This window comes from Labrys sp. Lb11, from assembly GCF_057554225.1.
The window spans coordinates 1,069,111-1,093,354 of record NZ_BAAJOT010000001.1; the positions used below are offsets into that span (position 1 = coordinate 1,069,111).

The 24,244-nt window shown below is 68.7% G+C and carries 24 protein-coding genes and 1 pseudogene; 5 read left to right on the forward strand and 20 right to left on the reverse strand.

The genetic code is table 11. The annotated features are described in order from the left end of the window. Window position 1 precedes the first annotated feature (1 nt). The 9 genes and pseudogenes from AC27L4_RS04975 to AC27L4_RS05015 all read right to left on the reverse strand — a co-directional run bounded on the left by AC27L4_RS04975 (window position 2) and on the right by AC27L4_RS05015 (window position 8,371). A complete protein-coding gene (locus AC27L4_RS04975) occupies window positions 2–1,075 on the reverse strand; it encodes a GlxA family transcriptional regulator (RefSeq protein ID WP_487140868.1) in 1,074 nt (357 codons plus the stop codon). Window positions 1,076–1,082: 7 nt separating this feature from the next. Then, window positions 1,083–1,235 (reverse strand): annotated as a pseudogene (locus AC27L4_RS04980) (ABC transporter permease); the annotation flags it as partial. 2 nt (window positions 1,236–1,237) lie between these two features. Continuing rightward, a complete protein-coding gene (gene ppc / locus AC27L4_RS04985) occupies window positions 1,238–4,003 on the reverse strand; it encodes a phosphoenolpyruvate carboxylase (protein WP_487140982.1) in 2,766 nt (921 codons plus the stop codon). Between the two features lie 248 nt (window positions 4,004–4,251). Continuing rightward, window positions 4,252–5,409 (reverse strand): winged helix-turn-helix domain-containing protein, encoded by a 1,158-nt coding sequence (locus AC27L4_RS04990; RefSeq protein ID WP_487140984.1) that lies wholly within the window; start codon window positions 5,407–5,409, stop codon window positions 4,252–4,254. A 13-nt stretch (window positions 5,410–5,422) separates the two neighbouring features. Beyond that, window positions 5,423–6,160 (reverse strand): DUF2161 domain-containing phosphodiesterase, encoded by a 738-nt coding sequence (locus tag AC27L4_RS04995; RefSeq protein WP_487140985.1) that lies wholly within the window; start codon window positions 6,158–6,160, stop codon window positions 5,423–5,425. 84 nt (window positions 6,161–6,244) lie between these two features. After that, a complete protein-coding gene (locus AC27L4_RS05000; RefSeq protein ID WP_487140870.1) occupies window positions 6,245–6,910 on the reverse strand; it encodes a polyamine aminopropyltransferase in 666 nt (221 codons plus the stop codon). A gap of 365 nt (window positions 6,911–7,275) precedes the next feature. Beyond that, window positions 7,276–7,524: a hypothetical protein gene (locus AC27L4_RS05005; RefSeq protein ID WP_487140871.1), complete on the reverse strand. Its 249-nt coding sequence runs from the start codon at window positions 7,522–7,524 to the stop codon at window positions 7,276–7,278. Window positions 7,525–7,645: 121 nt separating this feature from the next. Next, complete coding sequence (locus AC27L4_RS05010) at window positions 7,646–8,068, reverse strand: DUF2493 domain-containing protein (RefSeq protein ID WP_487140872.1); 423 nt, start codon at window positions 8,066–8,068, stop codon at window positions 7,646–7,648. 36 nt (window positions 8,069–8,104) lie between these two features. Continuing rightward, window positions 8,105–8,371, reverse strand: a complete 267-nt coding sequence (locus AC27L4_RS05015; RefSeq protein ID WP_487140873.1) for a hypothetical protein — start codon at window positions 8,369–8,371, stop codon at window positions 8,105–8,107. A 200-nt stretch (window positions 8,372–8,571) separates the two neighbouring features. On the opposite strand from AC27L4_RS05015, the gene AC27L4_RS05020 reads away from it, so the two are divergent. Then, window positions 8,572–9,525 (forward strand): helix-turn-helix transcriptional regulator, encoded by a 954-nt coding sequence (locus AC27L4_RS05020; protein ID WP_487140875.1) that lies wholly within the window; start codon window positions 8,572–8,574, stop codon window positions 9,523–9,525. 16 nt (window positions 9,526–9,541) lie between these two features. Here AC27L4_RS05020 and AC27L4_RS05025 read toward each other — a convergent pair whose 3' ends face one another. Beyond that, the gene (locus AC27L4_RS05025; protein ID WP_487140876.1) at window positions 9,542–9,790 is read right to left on the reverse strand and encodes a hypothetical protein; all 249 of its coding nucleotides are present in this window, start codon (window positions 9,788–9,790) and stop codon (window positions 9,542–9,544) included. 244 nt (window positions 9,791–10,034) lie between these two features. On the opposite strand from AC27L4_RS05025, the gene AC27L4_RS05030 reads away from it, so the two are divergent. Continuing rightward, window positions 10,035–10,532 carry a DUF3471 domain-containing protein gene (locus tag AC27L4_RS05030; protein WP_487140877.1) on the forward strand — a complete coding sequence of 166 codons (498 nt, stop codon included), beginning with the start codon at window positions 10,035–10,037 and terminating at the stop codon, window positions 10,530–10,532. A gap of 125 nt (window positions 10,533–10,657) precedes the next feature. On the opposite strand, the gene AC27L4_RS05035 is transcribed toward AC27L4_RS05030, so the two are convergent. From AC27L4_RS05035 to AC27L4_RS05065, 7 genes are all read right to left on the reverse strand, one after another. After that, entirely contained in the window at window positions 10,658–10,942 is a 285-nt protein-coding gene (locus AC27L4_RS05035) for a copper-binding protein (RefSeq protein WP_487140879.1), read from the reverse strand. Next, complete coding sequence (locus AC27L4_RS05040) at window positions 10,942–11,445, reverse strand: cupredoxin domain-containing protein (RefSeq protein ID WP_487140881.1); 504 nt, start codon at window positions 11,443–11,445, stop codon at window positions 10,942–10,944. The genes AC27L4_RS05035 and AC27L4_RS05040 overlap by 1 nt, the downstream gene beginning before the upstream one ends. Before the next feature lie 22 nt (window positions 11,446–11,467). Continuing rightward, entirely contained in the window at window positions 11,468–12,892 is a 1,425-nt protein-coding gene (locus tag AC27L4_RS05045) for a multicopper oxidase family protein (protein WP_487140882.1), read from the reverse strand. 15 nt (window positions 12,893–12,907) lie between these two features. Further along, window positions 12,908–14,362: a TolC family protein gene (locus AC27L4_RS05050; RefSeq protein ID WP_487140883.1), complete on the reverse strand. Its 1,455-nt coding sequence runs from the start codon at window positions 14,360–14,362 to the stop codon at window positions 12,908–12,910. Beyond that, the gene (locus AC27L4_RS05055) at window positions 14,362–14,580 is read right to left on the reverse strand and encodes a hypothetical protein (RefSeq protein ID WP_487140884.1); all 219 of its coding nucleotides are present in this window, start codon (window positions 14,578–14,580) and stop codon (window positions 14,362–14,364) included. The genes AC27L4_RS05050 and AC27L4_RS05055 overlap by 1 nt, the downstream gene beginning before the upstream one ends. 178 nt (window positions 14,581–14,758) lie before the next feature. After that, window positions 14,759–15,313, reverse strand: coding sequence for a hypothetical protein (locus AC27L4_RS05060; protein ID WP_487140885.1), 555 nt, complete (start codon window positions 15,311–15,313; stop codon window positions 14,759–14,761). A 68-nt stretch (window positions 15,314–15,381) separates the two neighbouring features. Next, on the reverse strand, window positions 15,382–15,864 hold the full coding sequence (locus tag AC27L4_RS05065) for an SRPBCC family protein (protein ID WP_487140886.1): 483 nt from the start codon (window positions 15,862–15,864) through the stop codon (window positions 15,382–15,384). Window positions 15,865–16,059: 195 nt separating this feature from the next. Here AC27L4_RS05065 and arsC point away from each other — a divergent pair, with 195 nt between their 5' ends. Next, window positions 16,060–16,494 carry an arsenate reductase (glutaredoxin) gene (arsC, locus tag AC27L4_RS05070; RefSeq protein WP_487140986.1) on the forward strand — a complete coding sequence of 145 codons (435 nt, stop codon included), beginning with the start codon at window positions 16,060–16,062 and terminating at the stop codon, window positions 16,492–16,494. A gap of 4 nt (window positions 16,495–16,498) precedes the next feature. On the opposite strand, the gene AC27L4_RS05075 is transcribed toward arsC, so the two are convergent. Both AC27L4_RS05075 and AC27L4_RS05080 read right to left on the reverse strand, forming a co-directional pair. Further along, on the reverse strand, window positions 16,499–17,053 hold the full coding sequence (locus AC27L4_RS05075) for a DUF1697 domain-containing protein (protein WP_487140887.1): 555 nt from the start codon (window positions 17,051–17,053) through the stop codon (window positions 16,499–16,501). 2 nt (window positions 17,054–17,055) lie between these two features. Further along, the gene (locus AC27L4_RS05080) at window positions 17,056–17,604 is read right to left on the reverse strand and encodes a DUF1697 domain-containing protein (RefSeq protein WP_487140888.1); all 549 of its coding nucleotides are present in this window, start codon (window positions 17,602–17,604) and stop codon (window positions 17,056–17,058) included. 249 nt (window positions 17,605–17,853) lie between these two features. Between AC27L4_RS05080 and AC27L4_RS05085 the strand changes: the two genes are divergently transcribed. After that, window positions 17,854–19,920 carry a calcium-binding protein gene (locus AC27L4_RS05085; RefSeq protein WP_487140890.1) on the forward strand — a complete coding sequence of 689 codons (2,067 nt, stop codon included), beginning with the start codon at window positions 17,854–17,856 and terminating at the stop codon, window positions 19,918–19,920. 149 nt (window positions 19,921–20,069) lie between these two features. Here AC27L4_RS05085 and AC27L4_RS05090 read toward each other — a convergent pair whose 3' ends face one another. Beyond that, entirely contained in the window at window positions 20,070–22,688 is a 2,619-nt protein-coding gene (locus AC27L4_RS05090) for a winged helix-turn-helix domain-containing protein (RefSeq protein WP_487140892.1), read from the reverse strand. A 127-nt stretch (window positions 22,689–22,815) separates the two neighbouring features. Here AC27L4_RS05090 and AC27L4_RS05095 point away from each other — a divergent pair, with 127 nt between their 5' ends. Further along, on the forward strand, window positions 22,816–24,243 hold the full coding sequence (locus AC27L4_RS05095; protein WP_487140894.1) for an amidase: 1,428 nt from the start codon (window positions 22,816–22,818) through the stop codon (window positions 24,241–24,243). Window position 24,244 lies beyond the last annotated feature (1 nt).

Sequence of the window (24,244 nt, forward strand, 5' to 3'; positions counted from 1 at the left end):
CCTACCTGTCGCATTGCTGCTCGGCGCGATAGGCCCTCGGCGACATGCCGAAGGCCTCCTTGAATCGCTTGGAAAAATTGGACGGCGAGAAGCCGGTCGAGAGGCCGACTTCCGTGAAACGTTCCTGCGTGGAGACGACCAGATGCCTGGCCGCCTCCAGGCGAAGGTCGAGATAGGCGCGATTGGGCCTCTTGCCCGTCTGCGCCAGGAAAAGCCGCTCCAGGCCGCGGGCGGTGATGCCGCACTGGGAGGCGATCGCGCTGATCCTGGCCGGGCTGCTCAAATTCTGTTCCATGAGCAGCAGGGCACGGCGCACCCGCTCATCGCTGACGAGCCTTTCGAAGGGGATGCGTGGCTGCGGATCGGACGGTGCGCGAGCCCGTTCGATCTGGAGGATTTGCATGGCCTTTTGCTTGGCGGCACCGCCGAGCTGCCGTTCGACCAGGAATGCCGCCACGTCGGCGGCGCCCGCTCCCCCGGCACAGGTGATCCGGTTGCCGTCGACGAAGAAGAGCCGATCGGCCATCACGTCGACATCGGGGAACCGTTCCTTGAAGTCGTGATAGTGAAACCAGCTCACGCAGGCCTTGCGGCCCTTCATCAGGCCGCATTGGGCCAGGATGAAAGCGCCGGTGCAGATCCCGATCAGGGGGACCTGGGCAGCGTTGGCCCTGAACAGGAACTCGCGGCCCGCGGCGTCCAATTGTTCGGCCTCGCGCAGGAGCCCGCCGACAACGGCGATGTGGCTGAATCTCTTCGGGTCCCCCAGTCCGGCAGTCGGCGCGATCTCGACGCCGGTGCTCGATCGGATGAGCTGGCCCGTCGCGCTCAACAACTCCCAATCGCAGTGCACCTTGCCGCTGCGATCGCCCTCATCGCCGGCAAGGCGCAACGTGTCGATGAACAGCGCAAGGGCTGACATCGTGAAGTCCTTGGCCAGGACGAAGCCGATGCGAAGGCGTTTGGGCCGGGCGCCCTCGGGAGAAGGCTGCAAAGGAGCGGTCGTGACGCTCGTGACCATGACAGCCCTGCTCCTTGGCATCTGTGAGCTGCAAGCCTTACACCAGAACGGCAACTGGCGGTCAGGCCACGCCCGGCGGTTCGCTCAGCTGCGGGGCTCTCCGCGACAATCTGTGGAGCAAGACCGCGACGGCCATGATCGCCAGGTTGGCGCGCAGGCCCAGCCCCATCTCCATGCGCGTCAGGCCGCGGGTGATCTCTGCCCCAGGTGTCCCTGTCAGCCCGTGTTCCGCAGCCCGGCCGCAATGCCGTTGATCGAGATCAGGATGCCGCGTTGGGCCTTCTCGTCGATCTGGCCGCTGCGCCAGCGTCGCATCAGTTCCACCTGGAGGTGGTTCAGCGGCGTGATGTAGGCGGCGCGGTGCGAGACCGAGCGGAAAAGGCTGGGATTGTCCGCTAGGCGCTGGGTCTGGCCAGTGATCGCTTCGTGCGCCTTGAGCACGCGCTGGAACTCGGCCTGGATCGCCGGGAAGATCGTCTCGGCGAGCGCGCGGTCGGGTACGAGGTCGGCATAGCGCCGGGCGACGTCGAGGTCGGCCTTGGCCAGCACCATGTCCATGTTGGACAGGAGGGCGCTGAAGAACGGCCAGTCGGAGTTCATCCGCCGCAGCAGCACCATGCCGTCCGGCGCCTCCGCCAGGAACTGCTCGACGGCCGAGCCGAAGCCGTACCAGCCCGGCAGGGCGACGCGGCTCTGGCCCCAGGAGAAGCTCCAGGGGATGGCGCGCAGATCCTCGATCTTCTGGTTGGCCTTGCGCGAGGCCGGGCGCGAGCCGAGGTTGAGCTGGGCGATCTCGGTGATCGGCGTGGCGGAGAAGAAATAATCGCTGAAGCCGGGCGTCTCATAGACCAGCCGGCGATAGGCCCGCATGCTCAGCTCCGACAGGCGGGCCGCAGCGGCCAGGAAGTCGGGCGTCGCCGGCTCCTCGCGCTGCAGCAGCGTGCCCTCGAGGGTCGCCGCCATCAGGGTCTCCAGATGCAGCCGGCCGACGTCCGGATTGGCGTATTTGGCGTTGATCACCTCACCCTGTTCGGTGAGGCGGAACTGGCCCTTCACCGTGTTCGGCGGTTGGGCCAGGATCGCCTGGTAGCTCGGGCCGCCGCCGCGGCCGACGGCGCCGCCGCGGCCGTGGAACAGGCGCAGCGTCAGGCCCGGCTTCTCGTCGAACAGGCGGGCGAGGGCAGTCGAGCCGCGATAGAGTTCCCAGTTCGAGGTGAAGTAGCCGCCGTCCTTGTTGCTGTCGGAGTAGCCGAGCATGATGTCCTGCTCAGCGCCGGAATTGCGGATCATCGCCTCGACCCCCGGCAGGTCGTAGAAGGTGCGCATGATCGGCTCGGCGCTACGCAGATCCTCGATCGTCTCGAACAGCGGCACCACGATCAGGTCGACCTCGGCATTGGCTGCTTCGGCCGGCGCCAGCGTGCCGCGCATCAGGCCGCATTCCTTCTGCAGCACCAGCACCTCCAGGAGGTCGCTCACCGTCTCGGTGTGGCTGATGATGTAGTGGCGGATCGCATCGCGCCCATAGTCCCGGCGCAACTGCCGCGCGGTCTCGAAGATGGCGAGCTCGCTCTCGGCCATCGGCGAATAGGCATGGGTGCGCACACGCAGGGAGCGCGGGTCCTGCAGCAGGCCGAGCAGCAACTCGCGCTTGCGCTCCTCGGACAGTGTCTCGTAGGCCGGTTCGATCCGGGCTGCCGCCAGCAACTCGGCGACGACCGCCTCGTGCTTGTCGGAGCTCTGGCGCAGATCCGTGGTGGCGAGATGGAAGCCGAACACCTCCACGGCGCGGATCAGAGGCCTCAGCCGTCCGTCGATCAGCGCGGCGCCGTGATTGCGCAGCAGTGAGGTCTCGATCGTCCTGAGGTCGGCCAGCAGCGCCTGGGCGTTCGGATAGGGCTCGGCCGGGGCCACCGCATGGCGCAGGGCGTCGGTGTTGGTCAGCGCCTCGAGCGTGCCGGCAAGGCGGGCATAGACGCCGACCAGGGCGCGCCGATAGGGCTCGTCGTCGCGATGCGGGTTGGTGTCGCCGGACCGGTCGGCCAGGGCGTTGAGCTCCGGCGTGCCGGGGGCGAGGGTGCGCGAGATCGACAGGTCGGCGCCGAGATGGTGGATCTCGGTGAGATAGTAGCGCAGCGCCGTCTCGCATTGCCGGTGCAGGGCGGTGACGAGCGTGCCGGCATTGACGTTGGGATTGCCGTCCCGGTCGCCGCCGATCCAGTTGCCCATCCGGAAGAAGGTGGCGACCGGCCGGCCGAGCTGCTTCTCCAGCTCGGCATAGAGCCGCGGGATCTCGTGCAGGAAGGTCGAGCGGTAATAGCTCAGGACGTTCTCGATCTCGTCCTGTACGGTCAGCTTGATCATGCGCAGGATGCGCGTCTGCCAGAGCTGGGTGATGCGGGCGCGCAACTGCGTCTCGTTGGCGGCGCGCTGGCGCGCCGTGGTCAGGCCCTTGCGCGCTGCCAACAGCTCGGCGACGGCGCGCTCGGCGTCGAGCGTGACCTTGCGCTGGACCTCGGTGGGATGGGCCGTCAGCACCGGCGACACCCAGGCCCGGGCGAGGACGCGCGCGATCCGCTCGGGCTCGATCCCGGCCTGGCGGAAGCGCTGGAAGCTCAGGGCCAGGCTGCCGTCCTGGTAGTCCTCCCGCTCCTCGCGCTCGGCGTGGAGCCTGAGATTGTGGCAATCCTCGGCGAGATTGGCCAGGTGCGAGAAATAGCTGAACGAGCGGATGACCGACACCGTCTCGGCCGGGCTCAGCCGCTTGAGCAGCGTGTCCAGGCTGCGGCCGGCCTCGGCATCCGCCTTGCGCTGGAAGCTGACGCTGAGGCGGCGGATAGCCTCGATGACCTCGTAGACGGCCTCCCCCTCCTGGTCGCGGACGATGTCGCCGAGGATCTGGCCGAGCAGCCGCACATCGTCATAGAGCGGCTTGTCCCTGCCGCCATCGCGCGGGACGCCCGATTCCGCCACGTCCAACATCACAACCGCCACGCTCGCCCCTCCTGATCCCGGCGCAGCGTCCCCGCCGGCGCCTCCGTTCGCAGCCCCGATCCGCCGGTGGGATGCCGCTCCCGATTTCGCATGTGCGAAAGCCAGTGCAATCCATGCGGCAGTGCAAGATAAAGTCAACCCACAGGCAGCCGAGCTCGATCGGCGCGGCCAGTCGTCGATCCTGTCACTGTCGCCGGGCAATGCCCATGAGGCGATCGGTCGCGAGGGGAGGGCGGTCAGGCCTGGAGCTGGAAGCGCGCGAAGCGGTCGAGCTCGGCTTCGATCAGGGCCTTGTGCGCCGCATCATTGCCGCGGCCGATCCAGGTCCATTGCTGGATCCGCATCGCCTGGTTCTCGCGGTCGGTCTTCAGGTCGATGGCGGCGACGATCTCGTCGCCGGCCAGCACCGGCAGGGCAAAATAGCCGAGCACCCGCTTTTCCTTGGGCACATAGGCCTCGAAGCGGTGGTCATAGTCGAAGAACAGCTTCAGCCGCTTGCGCTGGATGATCAGCGGGTCGAACGGCGACAGGATATGGACCCGGTCCTCGGGCGGCGGCGGGCCGGCGGCAAGCGCCTGCGGCTCGGCCCAATGCTCGACCGAGCCCGCGCCTTCGATCACCACCGGCAGCAGGCGCCGGCGCCGCATCCTGGCTTCGATCACCTGGCGGATGTCGGCCTTGCGCCCGGCATTGAGGTGACAGATGGAGTCTAGGCTGACCACGCCCTGCGCGCGCAGCGCCCGGTCGAGCAGATAGTCCAGGATCTGCCGGTCCGTCGCCGGCGCCGGCGGCGTCTCCCAGCCGAAATGCCGATCCGTCAGCTCATAGGTCTTCACCATGCCCATGCGTTCGCTGATCGTCAGCGTGCCGTTGTAGAAGGCCAGCTGCAGCGCCCGCTTCGACGGCTTGCGGCTGGCCCAGGCATGGTCCTTTTCCACCAGCACGTCATCGTCGATGTCGCGGATCGACAGGGCGCCGTCCCGGCGGATCAGCGTCAGGACCTTGCGCAGATCCTCCTTCTTCACCGTCCGGAACCAGCTCTCCGGCGCCTGGCGATGGCGCTTCATGTCAGCCAGGAAGTAGCGCACGTCCCGCACCGGCACATAGGACAGGGCGTGGGTCCAGTATTCGAACACGGTCTTGTCGACGGTCTGGGCCTGGTGGAGATGCTCGCGCCGATAGGCCGGGATGCGCGACCACAGGATGTGGTGGTGACAGCGCTCGATCACGTTGATGGTGTCGATCTGCACATAGCCCAGGTGCTCTACCGCGGCGCGGGTGGCATCGGGGCCTTCGCCGAACGGCGTGGCTTCGTCGAGCCGGGTGGCCTTCAGCCAGATGCGGCGGGCTTCGGCCTTGGTGAGCACGGCAGGCTTGCGCGACGAGGTTGGCATGGCGGGCCGGGTGTCAGGATGCTTGGCCGAGACTGGTGGCATCGTCTGCGGCATGGGCGTCATCGTAGGGGAGGGGCGCGGACGCCTCAAGTGCGCCCGCTCCGGACCGCGGCCAGCGGGCCAGGGCCTCGACCCCGGGGGGTGTCAGGGCGTAGATGCCGCGGCCTGCGCGGGCGAACCAGCCATAGACGTTGCGGCGCAGGATCTGCGGCGCGTCGGGGGCTGCGGGCCTGAGGTCGCGCGGTCGCTTCGGCCCTTCCGCCAACAGGCCGGCGCAGGCGAGCGCCCGCTGGCGATAGGCGGTCATGATCGGCGCCCGCGAGCCGCCGCCGACCGCCGGATCGCCCTGGCGGCGGCGATGTTCCTCCACCAGTCGCGAGCGGCGGCGCGGATCACGGCGCGGCATCGGTGCGTCCGGGCTGACGATGATCGTCACCTCGCCCGCCGTCGAAACGCCCAGCATGCCGAAGCCGAGCCGGCGGCACAGGTTGCGGAAGCGGGCGTCGGCTTCGCGGCCTTTGCCGCGGGCCGAGAGCCGGGCGGCCAGCCAGACTTCGTCGCTGGCCGGCGCCCGGTCGACCGCCTGCAGCACCAGCTCCAGATTGAAGCTGAGCTTCATCTCGCCGATCACCACGAAGGGCGGGTCGCCGTCCCGGGTCGCCACGAGGTCACAGCCGCCGACTTCCCCCTTCACGGCGAAGCCGAGGCCTTCGAGGAAGCGCTTGACCGGGAGATAGAGGGCGGTTTCCAGGGGGGACTCCGATGCGGCGGGTTCGGGGAGGACGCCCGTCATCATACGAAGTCCGGCCGATTCGGGATCGGGCCGGGGCGCGGTTCAACGCTGCGCCAGCCAGATGACATGCCGGGCCCCGCCGCCGGCATGGGCACGCACCCGCACGGCCTCGGCGGTGAAGCCGGTCTCCCGCAGGCGTTTCGTGAAGCCCTGGTCCGGCGCCGAGGACCACACCGCCAGCACGCCGCCCGGACGCAGCGCCGCGCGGGCGGCCGCGAGCCCGCTCCGGTCGTAGAGACCGTCATTGTCCGTGAGCGTCAGCCCGTCCGGGCCGTTGTCGACGTCGAGCAGGATGGCGTCGTAGCGCGCCCGGCTCGAGCGGATCAACGGGCCGACATCGCCCTCGTGGATGGCCAGGCGCGGATCCGCCAGGCAGTCGCCGAAGACCTCGGCCATCGGTCCGCGGGCCCAGGCGATGACGGCCGGCATTAGCTCGGCCACTTCGACCCGCGCCTCGGGACCGAGCGTCACCAGGGCGGCGCGCAGGGTGAAGCCCATGCCGAGCCCACCGATCAGGAGCCGCGGGCGCGGGCGATCGCGGAGCCGGGCGCAGGAGAGGGTGGCGAGCGCCTCCTCCGAGCCGCTGAGCCGGCTGTTCATCAGCTCGTTGGTGCCCAGCATGATCGAGAACTCGCTGCCACGCCGCTTGAGGCGCAGCTCGCCGCCGCCGGGCAGCGGCGCTGTGTCGAGCAGGGACCAGGGAATCACGGGGGGCCTCTTCTCCGGATCGGGATCGGCGCCGAGCATAGGACGGAGAAAGGGCAGTGTCGCGCCGTTCGGCCGACGCGGAAAGCAATACTGGTATCATGTGATGCGCGACTCCACCGCTATGAGCGGAAGAGGTCGACCTGCACCGGCAGGGTGGGCAATCCGGAAGTCGATGCGCTCGTCGAACGCCTGTGGGCCGCTGTCGACGTCGAGCAGGATGGTATCGTGGCGGGCGGAGCCGGCCCGGATCGCCCGGCGCCGTCGTCCTCGTGGACGGCGAGGCGCGGATCCGCCGGGCAGTCGCCAAAAATCTCCGCCATCGCCCTGAGACGGACCGCCGGTCACGCCAGCGGTCGGCGCGGAGGTCAGTTGCAGACTTCCCTGGTGCGATAGACATACTCGCAGGAGTAGTCGTCCCAGACGCGGAAGGAGACGGTGCGGCAGCTGTAATAGGTGGCCGGCTGATATTCGTAGCGCGGCTGGTAGTCGTAGCTCTGCTGGTAGCCGTAGCCATATCCGTAGCCGCTGTAATGACGGTAGCCGGCTTCGGAGGCGGTGGTGGCGGCGCCGAGGGCGCCGGCGGCGAGAACGAGAGCGAGAACGGTCCTGCGCATTGTCGTGGTCCTTGCCGGTGTCCGGCGGATATCGCCGGGCTGATGCAAGGACCCTAGCCGGGGTCCGGTCCCTCCGCCGTGCGGGGGCGCACAGGGTCGGAACGGCGATACGATGCCTCGGTCAACAGCTTTCGGACCCGGAGGTTGATTTCGGTTTCGATCGGATCGATCGAATGCCCGAGGAGGCGGCAAGGGCTGCTGCAATGTCCACGACGGGGAGGCCTGCCGCCCTCGCCTGGCGCACCAGGGTCGCGGTTCCTTCGCCGCCCGGAAACGCCACGACCAGATCCGGCTTGCCCTCATCCAGCATCTGTCTGTCGCGGATCGGGCCGGCGTTGCGACCGTCCGTCTCCCGATCGACCGGAAACGAGAGGATCTGTTTGCTGGTGTCGAGGGCCCATTGCTTTGCCAGGGCGTCGGCCCCGCTCGCGCCGCCTGCGATCACCAGGTCGATGCCGTGCTCGGCGTCGAGATGGTCCATCGTCGCGCTGAACAGCGCGGCATCCTGGAAATCACGACCGCCACAGATCAGGACGCGTGCCATCAGGCTCGATACTCGCTTGGACAAGGGATTGATGGATCAGAACTTCAGTCTTCGGAGCCTCGGCGCGGCCGTGATCACCCGCCCATCGTCGCCGACGACGAGGTACTGCCCCAACCGGTCGGCGATCCGCGCATAGGCGTCGTGACCAAGCGCCTGCTCCGCGCGGCGGCGGGCGGAGTGGTCCATGAAGCAGACCTCGGCGCCGTGCCGGCGCTCGCAACGACCATAGTCGAGCAGCGTGGCAACCACGTCGGGGCGGATGCCGCGTTGCTGGCAGCGGGTTCTGGCGTGTCGGGTGAACATGGCGATTTCCTTCCCTCCGATGGAAGAAGCATCGCCGACCGGGACGACAGAATCGGACATCTGAACAGGATGTGAACACCGACCCGGCCCATTTAACTTGCCCCTACGGCAGTTGCGCTGCATAGCATGCACGGGGTGACGGAGTTGGTCGGGGGCCTATGTCGTTCGCGAAAGCAGATCAGCTCCTGGAGCTTGCGACGATGGTGGCCGGCCACCGCATGGGGGTCACTCTGGATGACGTCAGCGAGCGCTTCCGCTGCGTTCATCGCACGGCCCAGCGCATGATGGGCGCGCTGGAGGGAAGCTTTCCCGATGTCGTCGCGAGCTTTGGCGAGGATGGCCGCAAGCGCTGGCGGTTCGAGGGCGGGCACCTGCGGGAGTTGCTGAGCCTGATCCCCGAGGAACTTGCGGCGCTGGATCTCGCAATCGCCGAGCTCGGCCGCTCCGGCTCGGCCCTGGAGGCGCAGGCGTTGACGCGGCTGAAGGACAAGGTCCTGGCGCTGGTGCCGCGCAAGTCCATGGCTCGGCTCGAAACCGACCATGAGGCTCTTCTGGACGCCCAGGGCATCGTCGCCCGGCCGGGACCGCGGCCGAGGATCGACGAGGAGGCGGCCCTGACCATTCTGGAGGCGATCAAGGGCTGCCGCATCCTCGAGCTGGATTATCAATCGCGCACCGACGAAGCCCCGAAGACGCGGCGGGTTGCGCCCTACGGCATCCTGTCCGGCGCCCGCCGCTATCTGGTCGGGCGGCCCGTCGGCGACTCCGACGGCCCGATCCGGACGTATCGCCTCGACGGTGTCGCCGCCGCCCGCGCGACCGGTCAAGGCTTCGTTCGCCCTGACGGCTTCGACCTCCAGGCCTTCGCCAATCGCGCGTTCGGGGTCTTCCAGCACGACGCGGAGTATGGCCCCGTCGCATGGCGCTTCAGCCCCGAGGCCGCCGAGCGGGCGCGGGGCTGGGTTTTCCATCCGCAGCAGGTGCTGGAGGACGAGCCGGACGGCTCCCTGATCGTCCGCTTCAGCGCGTCCGGCCACCTGGAAATGTGCTGGCACCTCTACGCGTGGGGCGACAAGGTCGAGGTGCTCGAGCCGGAGGCATTAAGGGCGATGGTGGTGGCCTATCGGCGTGGCGACTTCGCGGCAATGCCGTGAGACGCTCCGGCGCTGGTCAGTTGCAGACTTCCCTGGTGCGATAGACGTATTCGCAGGAATAGTCGTCCCAGACGCGGAAGGAGACGGTGCGGCAGCTGTAATAGGTGGCCGGCTGGTATTCGTAGCGCGGCTGGTAGTCGTAGCTCTGCTGGTAGCCGTAGCCATATCCGTAGCCGCCATAGTGACGGTAGCCGGCTTCGGAGGCCGTGGTGGCGACGCCCAGGGCGCCCGCTGCGAGGACGAGAGCGAGAATGGTCTTGCGCATTGTCGTGGGTCCTTGTCGGAGTCCAGCGGACATCGCCGGGCTGATGCGAGGACCCTAGCTCCACCCTCCCGGTCACGGCCGTGCGAACCGGCACAGGCCGTGGCAGGCCGTCGGCCGGGAGGCGGGGGAAGAACGCGGGCCGGTCGAGAATGGGCGTGCGGCTTCGGGGCATGCGCCATGGCGAACACCGCAAGCCAGGCTCAGCGCAGGCCGGCTCGTCAGTCTCGCGGCGAGGCTCCGAAGCGTGTCCGGAACAGCTTGCCTCCAGATCATCCCGTCCGTCGATGTCGGCATCGTGATGCTCACCAATGGCGGGCCGGCCGGCGCCGCCGAGGCGATCGTCCGCCAGTTCCTGGACATCGTCCAATATGGCGCGCCGACGCGGGACTGGCTCGATGGCTTCAGGCGGCTGACGAGCGGATATTATGATCGGGTCGGCGACCTCGTCGGCGCCGATCCGCCCGGGAACCCGCGGCCGGCGCGGGCGCTCGGCGCCTATGCCGGCCGGTACGGGAACGCTCATTTCGGCCCGGCCGAGGTGACAGCGGAGGGCGAGGGGCTGGTGCTGAGGCTCGGGCCGCGCGGCGACCGCTTCCAGCTGACGCACCGCGACGGCGACGTCTTCGCCATGAGCCCGCTCGGAGAGAACGCGCCGAAGGGATCGCGATCCTCCGTGCGGTTCTCCATGCGGGACGGCGCCATCGGCGGCTTCACCGTGGACGATCTCGACGCCAACGGGTAGCAGCCTCGGAAAGGACGCTCGACCCCCTGGCAGGATCGGGCCGGTCTCACGGATGCGGGGACGCGGGTCTTCTTCAAGCTGGGCTCCGCCTTCTGAGGCAGCGCCCGAGCGTCCGCGGCCGAGGCTCACTTGGCCTTTTCGATCCTGGTCACGGTGATGCGGCCGTTGACCCGGTCCGCCTCGAACGTGACCTTGTCGCCGACCTTCACGGTCTTGAGCATGGCCGGGTCGCCGACGGCGAAGACCATGGTCATGGCGTCCATGTCGAGGTTCGTGATCGCGCCGTGCTTGAGGGTGATCTTGCCCTGCGCTTCGTCGATCTTGATGACCTGGCCGCTGACGGGAGCCGCCTGGGCGAAGGCTCCGGAGGCGACGAGGGAGAGGGCAAGGGAGAGAAGGGTCTTGCGCATCACATGGCTCCTGATGATTTCTTTGCCTTGACGACGACGGTGCCGAACATGCCCGCTTCCCGGTGGCCGGGGATGAGGCACGAGAAGTCGAACTCCCCGGCCTTGGTGAACTTCCAGACGATTTCGCCGGTCTTCTTCGGCCCGAGCCTCCTGGCGTTCGGGTCGTCATGTTCCATGTCCGGGTTCTTCTGCATCTCGGCGCCGTGCTTGAGGTTTTCCTGCAGCGTGGCGAGGACGAGCTCGTGGTCGAGCTCGCCATTGTTGCGCAGGACGAACCTGATCTGCTCGCCCTGGCGAATTTCGATCCGGTTCGGCACGAAGCGCATGGTTCCCTCGCCCTCGCGCATGGTGATGGTGACGACGCGCGCAGGCTTCTTCGGATTGCCGGGCTCGCCATAGGCGCGAGCCTCGCCCGCACCGTGTCCGGCGTCGGCAAGGGCCTGTCCCGGCGCGGCGGCGAGGGCCGCGGCGAACAGGGCAGGTAACAGGACTCTCGACAGCATCCAGTGCTCCTCTATCTGGGTTTCAGTGCTGGCCGTGGTCGGGGCGGCGGCCGGGCTTGACCACCCGGACCTCCGCCGTCGTCGTCCGGTCGAAGACGGGGGAGGGCGCGCGCAGGGCGTTCCTGGACTCCCCGGTCCACTCGTAGGAGACCGAACCTTCCGGGTGCTTGAACCAGCCCGGATCCTTGTAGTCCCCGGCGACAAGACCCTGGCGGACCTTCACCACCGAGAACATGCCGCCCATCTCCACCGCGCCGAACTGGGCGAAACCCGTCATCATCGGCAGCGTGTTGTCGGGCAGCGGCATCTCCATCTCGCCCATCTCGGCCATGCCGGCCGAACCCATGGGCATGTAGCCGGGGACGAGCTTGCGGATCTTTGCGGCGACATCCTTCTTGTCGACGCCGATATAGGTCCGCACGTCATGCCCCATGGCGTTCATGGTGTGGTGCGACTTGTGGCAGTGGATCGCCCAGTCGCCCTCATGGTCGGCGACGAAGTCGAAGGCGCGCATCTGGCCGACGGCGCAGTCGATCGTCACCTCCGGCCAGGCCGCCTGCTCCGGCACCCAACCGCCATCCGTGCACGACACCTTGAAATCGTAGCCGTGCATGTGGATCGGGTGGTTGGTCATGGTGAGGTTGCCGAAGCGCACGCGCACCTTGTCGCCCTGGGCGCAGACCAGCGGGTCGATGCCCGGGAAGGCCCGGCTGTTCCAGGTCCACAAGTTGAAGTCGGTCATGGTGTTGACCTTGGGCACGTAGGAGCCCGGCTCGATGTCGTAGGCGTTGAGCAGGAAGACGAAGTCGCGGTCGACGCGCCGGAAGGCGGGATCCTTCGGATGCACCACGAAGAACCCCATCATGCCCATGGCCATCTGCACCATCTCGTCGGCATGCGGGTGGTACATGAAGGTTCCGCTCTTCCGGAGCTGGAACTCGTAGACGAAGGTCTTGCCCGGCCTGATCTGCGGCTGGGTCAGCCCGCCGACGCCGTCCATGCCGTTGGGCAGGATCTGGCCGTGCCAGTGGATGGTGGTGTGCTCGGGCAGCCTGTTGGTGACGAAGATGCGCACCTTGTCGCCTTCGACCGCCTCGATCGTCGGCCCCGGCGACTGGCCGTTATAGCCCCACAGGTGCGCCACCATGCCCGGCGCGATCTCGCGGATCACCGGCTCGGCAACGAGGTGGTACTCCTTCCAGTCGCCGTTCATGCGCCAGGGCAGGGTCCAGCCGTTCAGGGTGACGACCGGGTTGTAGTCGGGCCCGGTGGTCGGCACGAGCGGCGGCTGCGTCGTCGCCTGCTTCGTCGTCGGGGCCTCGGGGATCGCGGCCGCCTCGGCGCGGCCGGAGACCGCGGCCGCCTCGGCGCGGCCGGAGACCGCGGCCGCGCTGATCAGTGTCGCCGCACCGGAGGCGCTGAGGAAGGTTCGACGGGATAGCGTCATGGCTCTCTCCTTCGGTCAGTGCTCGGCCGCGGGCGCCGCGGCCGCCATGGCGGTTTCGCCGCCGCCGGCCACGCTGCCACTTCCGCCGCCGATCACGGCGGTCTGGAAGTCCACGGTGGCGAGGAGGAAGTCCCGCTTGGCCGCAATGGCGGCGGCATTGACGGTGATGCTCTCGCGCGCCGTGGTCAGCAGGTCGAAGACGTCGATCAGCATGCCGCTGTACTCGAGCAGGGCCTGCTCGTTGATCGTCCGGCGCAGCGGCAGGATGCGGGTGCGGTATTGCCGGGCGATGTCGTAGGTGCCGCGATAGGTCAGATAGGCCGAGCGTACCTCGGATCGGACGTTGATCGCCCGTTCCGCCAGGCGGTTGACCGCCTGCATATAGGTCTCGCGGGCGCGCCGCACCGCGGTCTCGCCGCCGTCGAAGATCGGGATCTGCACTTCCAGTTCGAAGCCGCGCGGATATTCGCTCTCCTTCCTGCCGTCCTCGACGATGTGGTCGTAATTGGCGATGCCGGTCAGGTCGAAGATGGAGACGAAGCGTGTGGCTTCGGTGAGGCCGAGCGACCGGGCGAGCGCATCGAGCTCCAGCCGGGCGGCGATCAGGTCGACGCGCTTGCGGATGGCGTCGGCCTCTATCTCGCCGGACGAGGGCAGTCTGGCGGGCAGCTCGGGCAATTGTCCCGGCAGCTTGTAGTCGATGTCGCGGCCCCACAGGCCCATGGCCCGCGTCAGCGCCTCGCGCTCCGTTCCGGCGCGCAGCCGAGCTTCGGCGAGCTGGTTGGAGACCTCCGCATGGAAGGCGGCGGATCGCGCCTGGTCCAGCTTTGTGGCCGCGCCGGTCTCGCCGAGCTTGCGTGAGAGCTCGCCCGCCGCCTCGGCTGAGGCGCGCGCCTGCTGCAGGAAGCCGACGGTCTGGCGCACCGCCACCGCCCGGTAATAGGCCCGTCTCGTGTCGGCGGCCAGACGGAAGGTGGCCTCGATCGCCCGGTAGCGTGCCGCCTCGAACTCGGTCTTGGCGATGTCCGTGCGGGTCGGCAGGGTCAGGAGCGACAGGAGATCGGCGACGAGCTGGCGCTCGACCTCCAGGGCGCTGCCGGCTGTCACCCGCTGGAAGGTCAGGGTCGGCGCCGGCGGCAGGCTGGCGGCGACATAGGCCGCCTCCGAGATGCCGAGGGCGTTGTACTCGGCCTGCAGGCCGCGATTGTTCAGGAGCGCGACCTGTACCGCGGTATCCGCCGTCAGCGGCCGGGACAGGAGCCGGGCGACCCGTTCCTTCGCCATGACGGCGTCGGCGGGCGTGGCGATCTTGACCGTGTCCTTGCCCAGTGTGGCCGAGACCCGACTGGTGACCGGTGACATGCCGCTGTCCTTGGTGAAGGAGGCGCAGCCGCCGAGCGTGAGGAGCAGCGCACCAGCGACGGCGCCGCGACGAAGCGGATCGGAATACGCAAATCCTGACAAGGACATCACGGCGCTCCCGTCTTCGGTGCGACGCCGTCGTTGCGTTCGATCCAGGGCTTGGGATCGACCGGGCGGAAGTCGACGGTGCCGGCGGTGACCGGGACATAGCGCTGGCGCGGCACCGGTACGGCCGGGTCGGCCGGGTCCGGGCCGGCACCGATCGTCGGCGGCGCGGAGCACGCGGACAGGATGACGGCGGCGGCCGTCAGGATGACAGTCTTCATGAAGGGCGAGCCTCGGGCGTCGGCCTGGCGCCAGCCGCATGGGCTGCGCGCCGGAGCGCTCTGGACGGGGATGGCGGCATGCCGCGCGCAGGGCGCACGGGCGGGACGACCCGTCGGCTTGAGCCTCAAGCATCACCGGTGACGGATATAGTCCGTCAGCCCGGCAGCAAGGATGGGATCAGCCGACGGACGCGCCGGCTGGCCTGGGGGGCCGGTCGAGGCGGTCGGCCATGGTCATCGGTCGCCCGGGCGCGGCGAGGCTGCGCTCGGCGTCGCGCATGACGGCGTCGTAGGGCATGCCGGGCGCAAGGGCCTCGATGGCGAGATGACAGGCCATCGCGCAGCATGATGCGCTCGTCGCATCATCGGCCTCGTCCTTGGCACAGGACGCATCCGTATCGGCACATCCGGCGACGGCGGCATGGCTGCCGTGATGGTTGTCGTTGCTGTTCGCGGCATTCGCCGGCGCCATGTGGTGCATGGCCTTGGCCGGAGCCGCGGTGAGGCGCGCGCTGGCCGAACTCCAGCCGATGCTCGATATCGCGAAGACCATCGCGAGGAGCAGGCTGAGGACGGGGCGGACGGCGCGAATCATCATCACCAATGGATACGAACTCGATTCCGCGGGCAAGTCGTTTGGAATAACAAGCCAGCAAATCGCGCGTGGCGCAGCAAGAGAAGCACAGGCTTTCGCGTCTGTCGGGCAATTGTGGAAAAGTCGTGACCTTCCCATATGGGAAGGTTTTGCTTGTATAGATGAGGCTCCCGGCCGCCTGCGGCGGCCGGGAGCCCGAAGCAGGTTCAGATCCGGGCGACGAGCGCCTCCAACTGGTCGGTGCACAGGCCCCAGCCCTGGTGGAAGCCCATCTGTTCATGGGCCTCGCGGTCGGCAACCGACCAATGGCGGACACGGGCGGTGTAGCGTGTCTTGTCGCCCTCGTCCTCGAAGGTGATGATCAGCGTCATGAACGGCTTTTCCGAGGGTTCCCAGGCCCGGCTGTAGGCGTCGGTGGCGACGAGCCGTTCGTTCTCGATCACTTCGAGAAAGACGCCGTGGTTCGGCATGTCCTGCCCCTCCGGGCTGCGCATGACGATGGTGCTGGTGCCGCCAGGGCGCACGTCGAGCTCGGCATGGGGCGTGGTGTAGGGCTGGGGCGCAAACCACTGCTTGAGCAGTTCGGGGTCTGTCCAGGCCCGGTACAGCTTGGCGCGAGGCGCATCGATAAGGCGGGTGAGCACGAGCTCGCGGTCGGAAGTCGGGGCGGCCGTGGTGGTCGCGGTCATCGGAGGGACTCCAGGTTGGATCGTTCGCACTCCCAGGACGATCGGGCAAGTCGCGTTCCGACAGCAACCCGGGATTTTTGTTTCCGTTCGCCGTCCTTGTCCGGACACTTGCTCTTCCCGCCCGTTTCGACGACACGGTGGAGCATGGCAGTGGAGCTCGTCGCCTCGCGCGGCGGCGACCGGAAAGTTCAGGCGATGACCGCGGCACCCCTTGTCACCATCTGGCACAACCCGGCCTGCGGCACATCGCGGAATGTGCTGGCCCTCATCCGCAACGCGGGCGTCGAACCGGCTGTCGTCGACTATCTTGCGGCGCCGCCGGCGCGGGAAGAACTGGCGCGCCGGATCGCGGAAGCCGGAATCGGCGTCCGGGATGCGCTGCGGCAGAAGGAGGCTCCCTATGCGGCGCTCGGCCTTGACGATCCCTTGCTAGCAGATGATCGGCTGCTGGATGCGATGCTGGCGCACCCGATCCTGATCAACCGACCTTTCGTGGTCACGCCCTGGGGCACCCGACTCTGCCGGCCGTCCGAGGTCGTGCTCGACATCCTGCCGCTGCCGCAGAAGGGGCCTTTCGCAAAGGAGGACGGCGAACTGGTCATCGATGCCGCGGGTAGGCGCGTCGGATAGGGCGCTATTCCGACGAGCCGGCGTCGGGACAGGCGAGAGCCAGGAGCTTGCGGACCGTATTCCAGTTGCGCGCCGTGAGAAGCGTGCCCAGCCGGCGTTCGATCACGCCGGGCAGCAGCTTCGAGCCGGCGACCCCCTCGGGATAGTCGACGCACAGATCCCGGTCTCCGACGAGCGCGATCCGTTCCGGGCCGGGATGGGACAGGAGGCTGGCGAGACGGGCGGCATCCGGCGCTGCCGCAAGGAAGCACGCGCAGAGCGCTCCCGGCCGTCTCGCCGCGGCTTCGGGAAACGGATCGGCGGCGGCGATCGCCGCCAGCGCGGCAGGGCGGCGGAGCACGACGGCGTTGTCCAGGCCGAAGCGGCGCAGCACCCCCTCCACGGCAATCTGTATCTCCTCGGCCGGCTTGCCGCTCCCGATGATGAGATTGCCGGTCTGGATATAGGTCGCGACCCGGTCGAGCCCGGCGGCGAGGCAGCCTTCGCGCAGATCCCGCATCGACATCCTGGCGTGGGTTGCGGGGCCGATGGCGCGCAGGAGGGCGACATGGACGGCCATGGCTACGCCTCGATCGCCCGGGCCATGTCCAGGAGCTTGCGCATCGTGTTCCAGTTTCGGCCGGTGCTCGGCACCTGCAGCGCCCTGTCCAGGAAGGCGGGCGTCAGCTTCGAGCGCCCGATGCTCTCGACAAAGTCGACATAGAGATGCTCGCCGTCGAGGTGGATTCGCTCGGGTCCGTCATAAGCCGCCAGCCTGCTTGCGGCATCCGGGGGAGGCGGGCCATCGAGGGCGTTGACGAGCATCAGGCTCGGGCGTTCGGCCGCGGCATCCGGGAAGGGGTTGTCGGCGATCACCCGCGCGAGATCGTCCGGCGTGCGGATGATGGTGTGGTTGCGGGTCAGGCCGAAGCGGTCGCGCAGCACGCCGGCGACGACCGCCTTCACCGCCGCCGCCGAGGCGTCGCTGGCGAAGACGACGTTGCCGCTGGCGATATAGGTGGAGACCCGGCGCAGGCCCGCCGCCTCGCAGGCAGCCCGGAGCTCCTTCATCGGCAGGGAGCCGGTGCCGCTGACATTGATGGCGCGGAGCAGGGCGATATAGGCGGCCATGAGCTGGATTCTCCATGTCTGCGCATCGTCGGATGCCGTGGTGGCTGCGGCCGTGGGCGTATCTGCCGTGCCCGGGGAGGCTGCATTGGGCGTTTCTGTAATGCGCATAACAACGCTGTGCGGTTTCGCACATCGTGGAATGGGTCGATCACATAATACCGCAGCGGAAACAGCCTGTCCCCGTGGTGGGAGACAGGGCGGCCCGCCCGGCGGCAAGGCCGGCGTCATCATTCCCATCGAGAGAAAGAGATGTCCATTCTCGGAACGGCTGGCGACGACATCCGCTACGGCACGACCGGCGACGACCTCATCGACATGAGCCAGGGCGGCAATGACAAGGTCGTGGCCGGCGACGGCGACGACACCGTGCTGTTCGGCGCGACGTTCACCGCCGCCGACAGCGTCATCGGCGGCGACGGCTGGGACAAGGTGGTGCTCGACGGCGACTATTCGGCCGGCCTCGTCCTGGCTTCGGCCAGCCTGCGCAACGTCGAGGAGCTCGAGCTGAAGGCCGGGCACTCCTACGACATCACCATGTCCGACGGGAACCTCTCCGCCGGCCAGACCCTGAAGGTCAGCGGCTACGGCTTCAGCGGCGGCCAGAACTACCATTTCGACGGCTCGGCCGAAACCAAGGGCACGTTCCTGGCCTATGGCTCCGCCGGCGACGACAGGATCATCGGCGGCCAGGCCGACGACTACCTGATCATGTCCTATGGCGGCGCCGACGTGATCGACGGCCAGGGCGGCGACGACATCATTTCCGCCGGCGACACGTTCGGGCCCGGCGATATCGTCGACGGCGGGGCCGGCAACGACCTTCTTTACCTGAGCGGGCATTACGCCACGACGATCCAGCTCAACGCCGGCAATTTCAGGAACATCGAGAACATCAGCGTCCATGGCGACGAAGGCATGACCCTCGTCCTGTCGGACGACGCTGTTGCGGCCGGCACCGTCTTCAATCTCGATACCCGCGGTCTCGCGGCCGGCCAGTCGGTGAAGTTCTTCGCTTCGAACGAGACCGACGCCACCTTCGACCTCTACAGCGGCGCCGGCGACGATTTCTTCGTCGGCGGGGCCGGCAACGACCTGTTCCGCTCCCTGGGCGGCGGCAGCGACGTCTTCGCCGGCAATGGCGGCGACGACTATTTCCTCATGGGCGCTGAGCTCGACGCCACCGACCGCATCTATGGCGGCACCGGCTATGACGGCATCGACCTCGACGGCGACTACAGCGCCGGCGTGACCTTCAACGCGCTCAGCCTGGCCGGCATCGAGCGCTTCACCCTGCGCGAGGGCCACAGCTACAAGCTGATCTTCGACGACAACAACCTGCAGACCGGCGAGCACATGCTGATCTCGCCCGCGGGCGACCTCGGGGCCGGCAACGCCGTCACCATCGATGCGAGCAAGGAGACCTCCGCCTCCTATTCGATCTATGACAGCAAGGGCAACGACACCCTGATCGGCGGCGGCGGCGACGACGACATCTGGCTGACCGAGGGTGGCAGCGACATCGTCAAGGGCAATGACGGCAACGACACTTTCCTGGTCGGCGCGTCGCTGGCCGGCGACGACAAGCTCTATGGCGGCGCCGGCACCGACACGATCAGCTTCGGCTACGCCGCGGCCGGCATCACCGTCGACCTCGCGGCCGGCACCTATGGTTCGCCGGGGCAGGGCGGCAAGTTCACCGGCATCGAGGACGTATCCGGCTCCGGCTTCAGCGACAAGATCACCGGCAACGGCGCCGCCAACTACATCAACGCCGGCGGCGGCAACGACACGGTCCACGCCGGCGGGGGCAACGATACCGTCTACGGCAATGTCGGCGCCGACAGCCTGTTCGGCGAGGCGGGCGCCGACTATCTCGGCGGCCTCACCGGCGCCGATATACTCGACGGCGGCATCGGCAACGACTGGCTCGACGGCGGCACGGGCGCCGACAAGCTCATCGGCGGGGCTGGTGCGGACAGGCTGACCGGCGGTGCCCAGGACGACATGTTCGTCTTCAAGCTTGCCGCGGACAGCGCGCCCGGTGCCGGCCACTACGACACGGTCACCGACTTCAGCCACGCCCAGGGCGACAGGATCGACCTGAGGGGCATCGACGCCCAGGAGGGCGTGGCCGGCAACCAGGTGTTCGCCTTCCTCGGCGACGGCGCCTTCACCGGCCATGCCGGCGAGCTGCGCTACCAGGTCACGGGCGGTGACGTCATGGTCTATGGCGACACCGACGGCAACGCCCAAGCCGATTTCGCCCTCAAGCTCGAAGGCGTGACCACGCTCGTCGCCGCCGACTTCCTGCTCTGAGCCGGCCGGCGGGGGGCCGAGCTCGACCTGCAAGATGCCCGCGTCGCGCAAGCAGGCGAGCCGGCCAGATGAAGCCTCGGCGGACGCACGTTCGGCCAGGGGAGGGCAAGGCCGGGTGGGCGCCGTTCTGAAGCGGTTTGCGAGGGGGCCTACAGCGGGCTGGCCTCGCGCAGCTCCTGGGCGAGCAGCGCCGCGTGGGCCCGGTTGCGGGCGCCCAGCTTGCTGTAGACCGATTTGAGGTGGGTCTTGACGGTGTTGACGTTGATCGCCAGCCGCCGGCCGATCTCGTCATTGGTAAGCCCGTCGCCGAGGCAGTCCAGCACGGCACGCTCGCGTCCGGTGAGCCCGAAGCGCGGCGTGGCGTTCCTGTCGCCGAAGACCGGCGCCGCTTCGGCGGAGCCGGGGGAGACCGGGACGGCAAGGGTCGGCTCGCCGATATCGGCAAGGGCGCGCCGCAATCCGTGCTGGGCGGCACGATTGCGGGCGGTTTCGAGCAGGATGGCCGCACGGCCGGCATCGTCGCCGGCCAGGAAGGCGGCGGCGAGGGCCTCGATGGCCGCGGCATGGGCATGCCGTTCCTGGCGTGCCGCCACTTCGCCCAGCTCGATCAGCCGGTCTGCCGCCGCCAGCTTCTGGCCGGCAAGGGCCAGCCGCCGGGCATCGAGCACGGCATATGCCTGCCACACGGCCCAGGTTTCCTGCGGGAACCGCAGGCGCATCGCCTCGACCTGCGACAGCACCCGCGTCAGCTCGGTCGAGACGTCGCGGAACCGCCGCAGCCGGAAGGCCCGGTCGGCGCGCTCGACGGCGAGCTGGAAATCGAGGCGGATATCCTCGGCCTGGTAGGCGAGCCGGCTGGCGCGCACCAGCAGGGCGTCCGCCTGGTCGGACCGGCCGGTGGCGTCGTAGAGGCGGGCGAGGTGGATCGTCGGGACGGTCACCCGCTCGGCCAGGCCGAACGCGCCGGAGGGCAGGTCGTCCACCGCCGCCTGCAGCAGGAGACTTTCCGCCTCCTCGAAGGCGCCGGCCTCGTAGAGCAGTGCGCCGAGCAGGCCGCTCGGCAGCGCCACCATGTAGGAGCTGGGGGAAAAGGCGGAGGCGCCGGTCTCGACCGCCCGCTCCAGTACGGTGCGGGCTTCGTCGAGATGGCCACCGGCCATCAACGCCATGGCGGAGATGCACAGCGAATGGATCATGCCCCAATGGCATTCCAGCTCTTCGTAGCGCCGGTGCGCCTTCCAGGTCAGGCGCTGTGCCGTGGCGAGGTCGCCGAGATGGAGGGCGAGGTAGGCGTGGATGGAGTCGAGGTCGACCTGTCCGAAGGCGAGGTCGTCGAGCTGCCGGTCGCCGATGGCGGCGATGTGCCTGCGGCAGGTTTCGAGATCGGCGCCGTAGGCCCCGACCAGGGCCCGCATGAGATGCAGCCGGTCCGCCACCTGCAGGCCGCTGCCGATGCCTGCCTCGTCCCGGTAGATCCGTTCGATCCCGGCCAGGACCTGCTCGGCCTGGGCGAAGCGGCGGCTGTTGATGTAGCGCCAGGCCAGCAGGAACGACAGCAGGGGCCGCGACGCCAGCACGGCTTCCGGAAGCTGGCGCATCCAGCGGTAATAGACCTCGAAGCGGCCATAGCTCAGATAGTCGAAAACGCAATAGCGCTCGATCAGCTCGGCGGCCCATTCCGGGTTCCGGGCCAGGAAGGCGTGGCGCACCGCCTCCATCGGCCGTGCGGCCGACACGAACCATTCGGCCGCGCGCCGGTGCAACTCGGCCACCCCGTCCTGCGGCTCGGCCATCTGGCGGGCGCGCAGGAACTCCAGGAACAGGTGGTGGAAGCGGTACCAGCCGTCCTGCCCGGGCACGGCGGTGGTGAACAGGTGGTCGCGTTCCAGCCGCTGCAGCATTCCGGCCGCATTCGGCTCGCCGGTGACGCAGGTGCACAGATCGGCCTGCATGGCCTCCAGGATCGAAGCCTTCAGCAGGAAGGCCGTGACGGAGGGATCGAGGCCGTCGAGGACCTCTTCCAGGAAATAATCGGCGAAGTCGCGTCGGCTGCCCGGCGTGCCCGCCAGGATGGCGTCGCGCTCGAAGGCGCGGTTCAGCGCCAGCGACATCAGCCGCAGGCCCGCGGCCCAGCCCTCGGTGCGTTGCTGCACGAACCGGTTCTGGGCGTCGGTGAGCGGCGTGCCGCTGACTGAATGGAAGAAGCGCTCCATCTCGGCCGGGCTGAAGCGCAGCTCCTCCGCATCGATCTCGATCAGCTCGCCATTGGCGCGCAGTCGCCCCAGAGGCAGGTCGGGTCGGCCGCGGCTGGCAAGGACGACGGCGAGGCCCGGCGCGCGGCTGGCCAGCAGCGCCGCGACCGAGCGCCGCGCCGTCGGCTGCAGGGCCAGGTGATAGTCGTCGACCATCACCACCAGCGGTCCGGCCTGGCATGCCGCCTCGGCAAGGTCGCGCAGGCCGGCGAAGGCCTCCTCGCCGGAGAAGGCCGCGCCGGACGTCGGATCGAGCCCGCTCGCTCCACGGATGACCGGAATGAGATGGGCTGCCAGGCTGATCGGATCATGCTCGTCGTCGCCGATCGACAGCCACGCCACCCGGATGCCCGACTGGAGCAGCGCCGCGCGCCACTGCGACAGCAGCGTGGTCTTGCCGCAACCCGCCGGCGCGTGTACCAGCGCCAGCCGGCATGCAGCCAGCCCGCCGACCAGCGCCGTCAGGCGCGGGCGGTCGATCGGTCCGGCGGCCCGGAAGGCGAGATCGTCGGTCATGCCCTTCCTCTGCCATACCTCACTCGAAAGGGTGATGTCTTTTTTTGCCCCGTCTCACCCGGAAGAGGCATGCCGGGACCGTCCGCCTGCAGCATTGTCCGCGGACTGCAGGACGGAAGGCGGCGACGTGAACATCAGCGACTATCTTTCCCATGATGCCCTGGGCCTGGCGGACTTGGTGGAGCGTGGCGAGACCACTCCGGGGGAGCTGCTCGACCTCGCCCTGGCGGCCACCGAAGCCGTGAACGGTCGGATCAACGCCGTGGTCGCGACCTTTGCCGACGAGGCGCGCCGACGCATCGCCGAAGGGCTGCCCGAGGGGCCGTTCCGCGGCGTGCCGTTCCTCCTGAAGGACCTCACCGCCCATTACGCCGGCCAGCCCACCGGCTCGGGCTGGCCGCCGCGCCTCGGCTACCGCGCGGCCAGCGATACGACGCTGGTCGAACGCTACAAGGCGGCGGGCCTGTCGATCTTCGGCAAGACCGCCGTGCCCGAGCTGGCGATGAACTGGAGCACCGAATCCTCGGCCCATGGCGTCACCCGCAATCCCTGGGACCTCTCGCGTACCGCCGGCACGTCGAGCGGCGGCTCGGCCGCCGCGGTTGCCGCCGGCATCGTGCCGATGGCGCACGGCAATGACGGCGGCGGCTCGATCCGCGTGCCCGCCGCCTGCTGCGGCGTGTTCGGCATGAAGCCTTCGCGTGGGCGCAATCCGGTCGGGCCGGCCGGAGACCTGTGGTCTGGCATGCTGGTCGAACATGCCCTGACCCGTTCCGTGCGCGACAGCGCCGCCCTGCTGGACGCCACGGCAGGGCCGGAGCCCGGCCAGTTCTTCAACAGCGCGGCCGGCGGTCCGTTCCTGCCCGAGGTCGGGCGCGATCCCGGCCGCCTGCGCATTGCGGTCTCGACCCGGGCACCCTACGGCGCGCCGACCCATCCCGACTGCACGGCCGCGGTGACTGAGACCGTGCGGCTGCTGGAGGGGCTCGGCCATGTCTGCGAGGTGGCCGACCTCGACCTCCCCGAAAACGGCTGGCGCAGCTTCGAGACCTTCATCCTGGCGGAATATGCCGCCGAGATGCGGACCGAGGCCGGTCTGCTCGGCCGGCCGGTGGCCCAGGCGGATTTCCCGCCGACGCTCTGGGAGATGATCCGGGCGGGCGAACGCATCAGCGCGGTGGAACTCAAGCTCGCCACCGCCGAGGTCCACAAGGTCGCCCAGGCGGTCTGCTCGATCTTCGCTCGCCATGACGTGTTCCTGTCGCCGACCCTGGCCAAGCCGCCGGTGCCGCTCGGCACCTTCAGCCTCGAGGCCTCGCCCGACGCGCATTTCGCGGCCTATCTGGCCTGGATGCCGTTCACTCATGTCTTCAACATCAGCGGGTCGCCGGCAATGTCGGTGCCCCTGAGCTGGAATGCCGAGGGCCTGCCGGTCGGCCTGCAGTTCGCCGCGGCGCCGCAGGCCGAAGCCCTGCTGTACCGCCTGGCCGGGCAGCTCGAGGCGGCCCGGCCCTGGGCCGCCCGCCGCCCGCCCGTCTCCGTCGCTTCGCCATAAC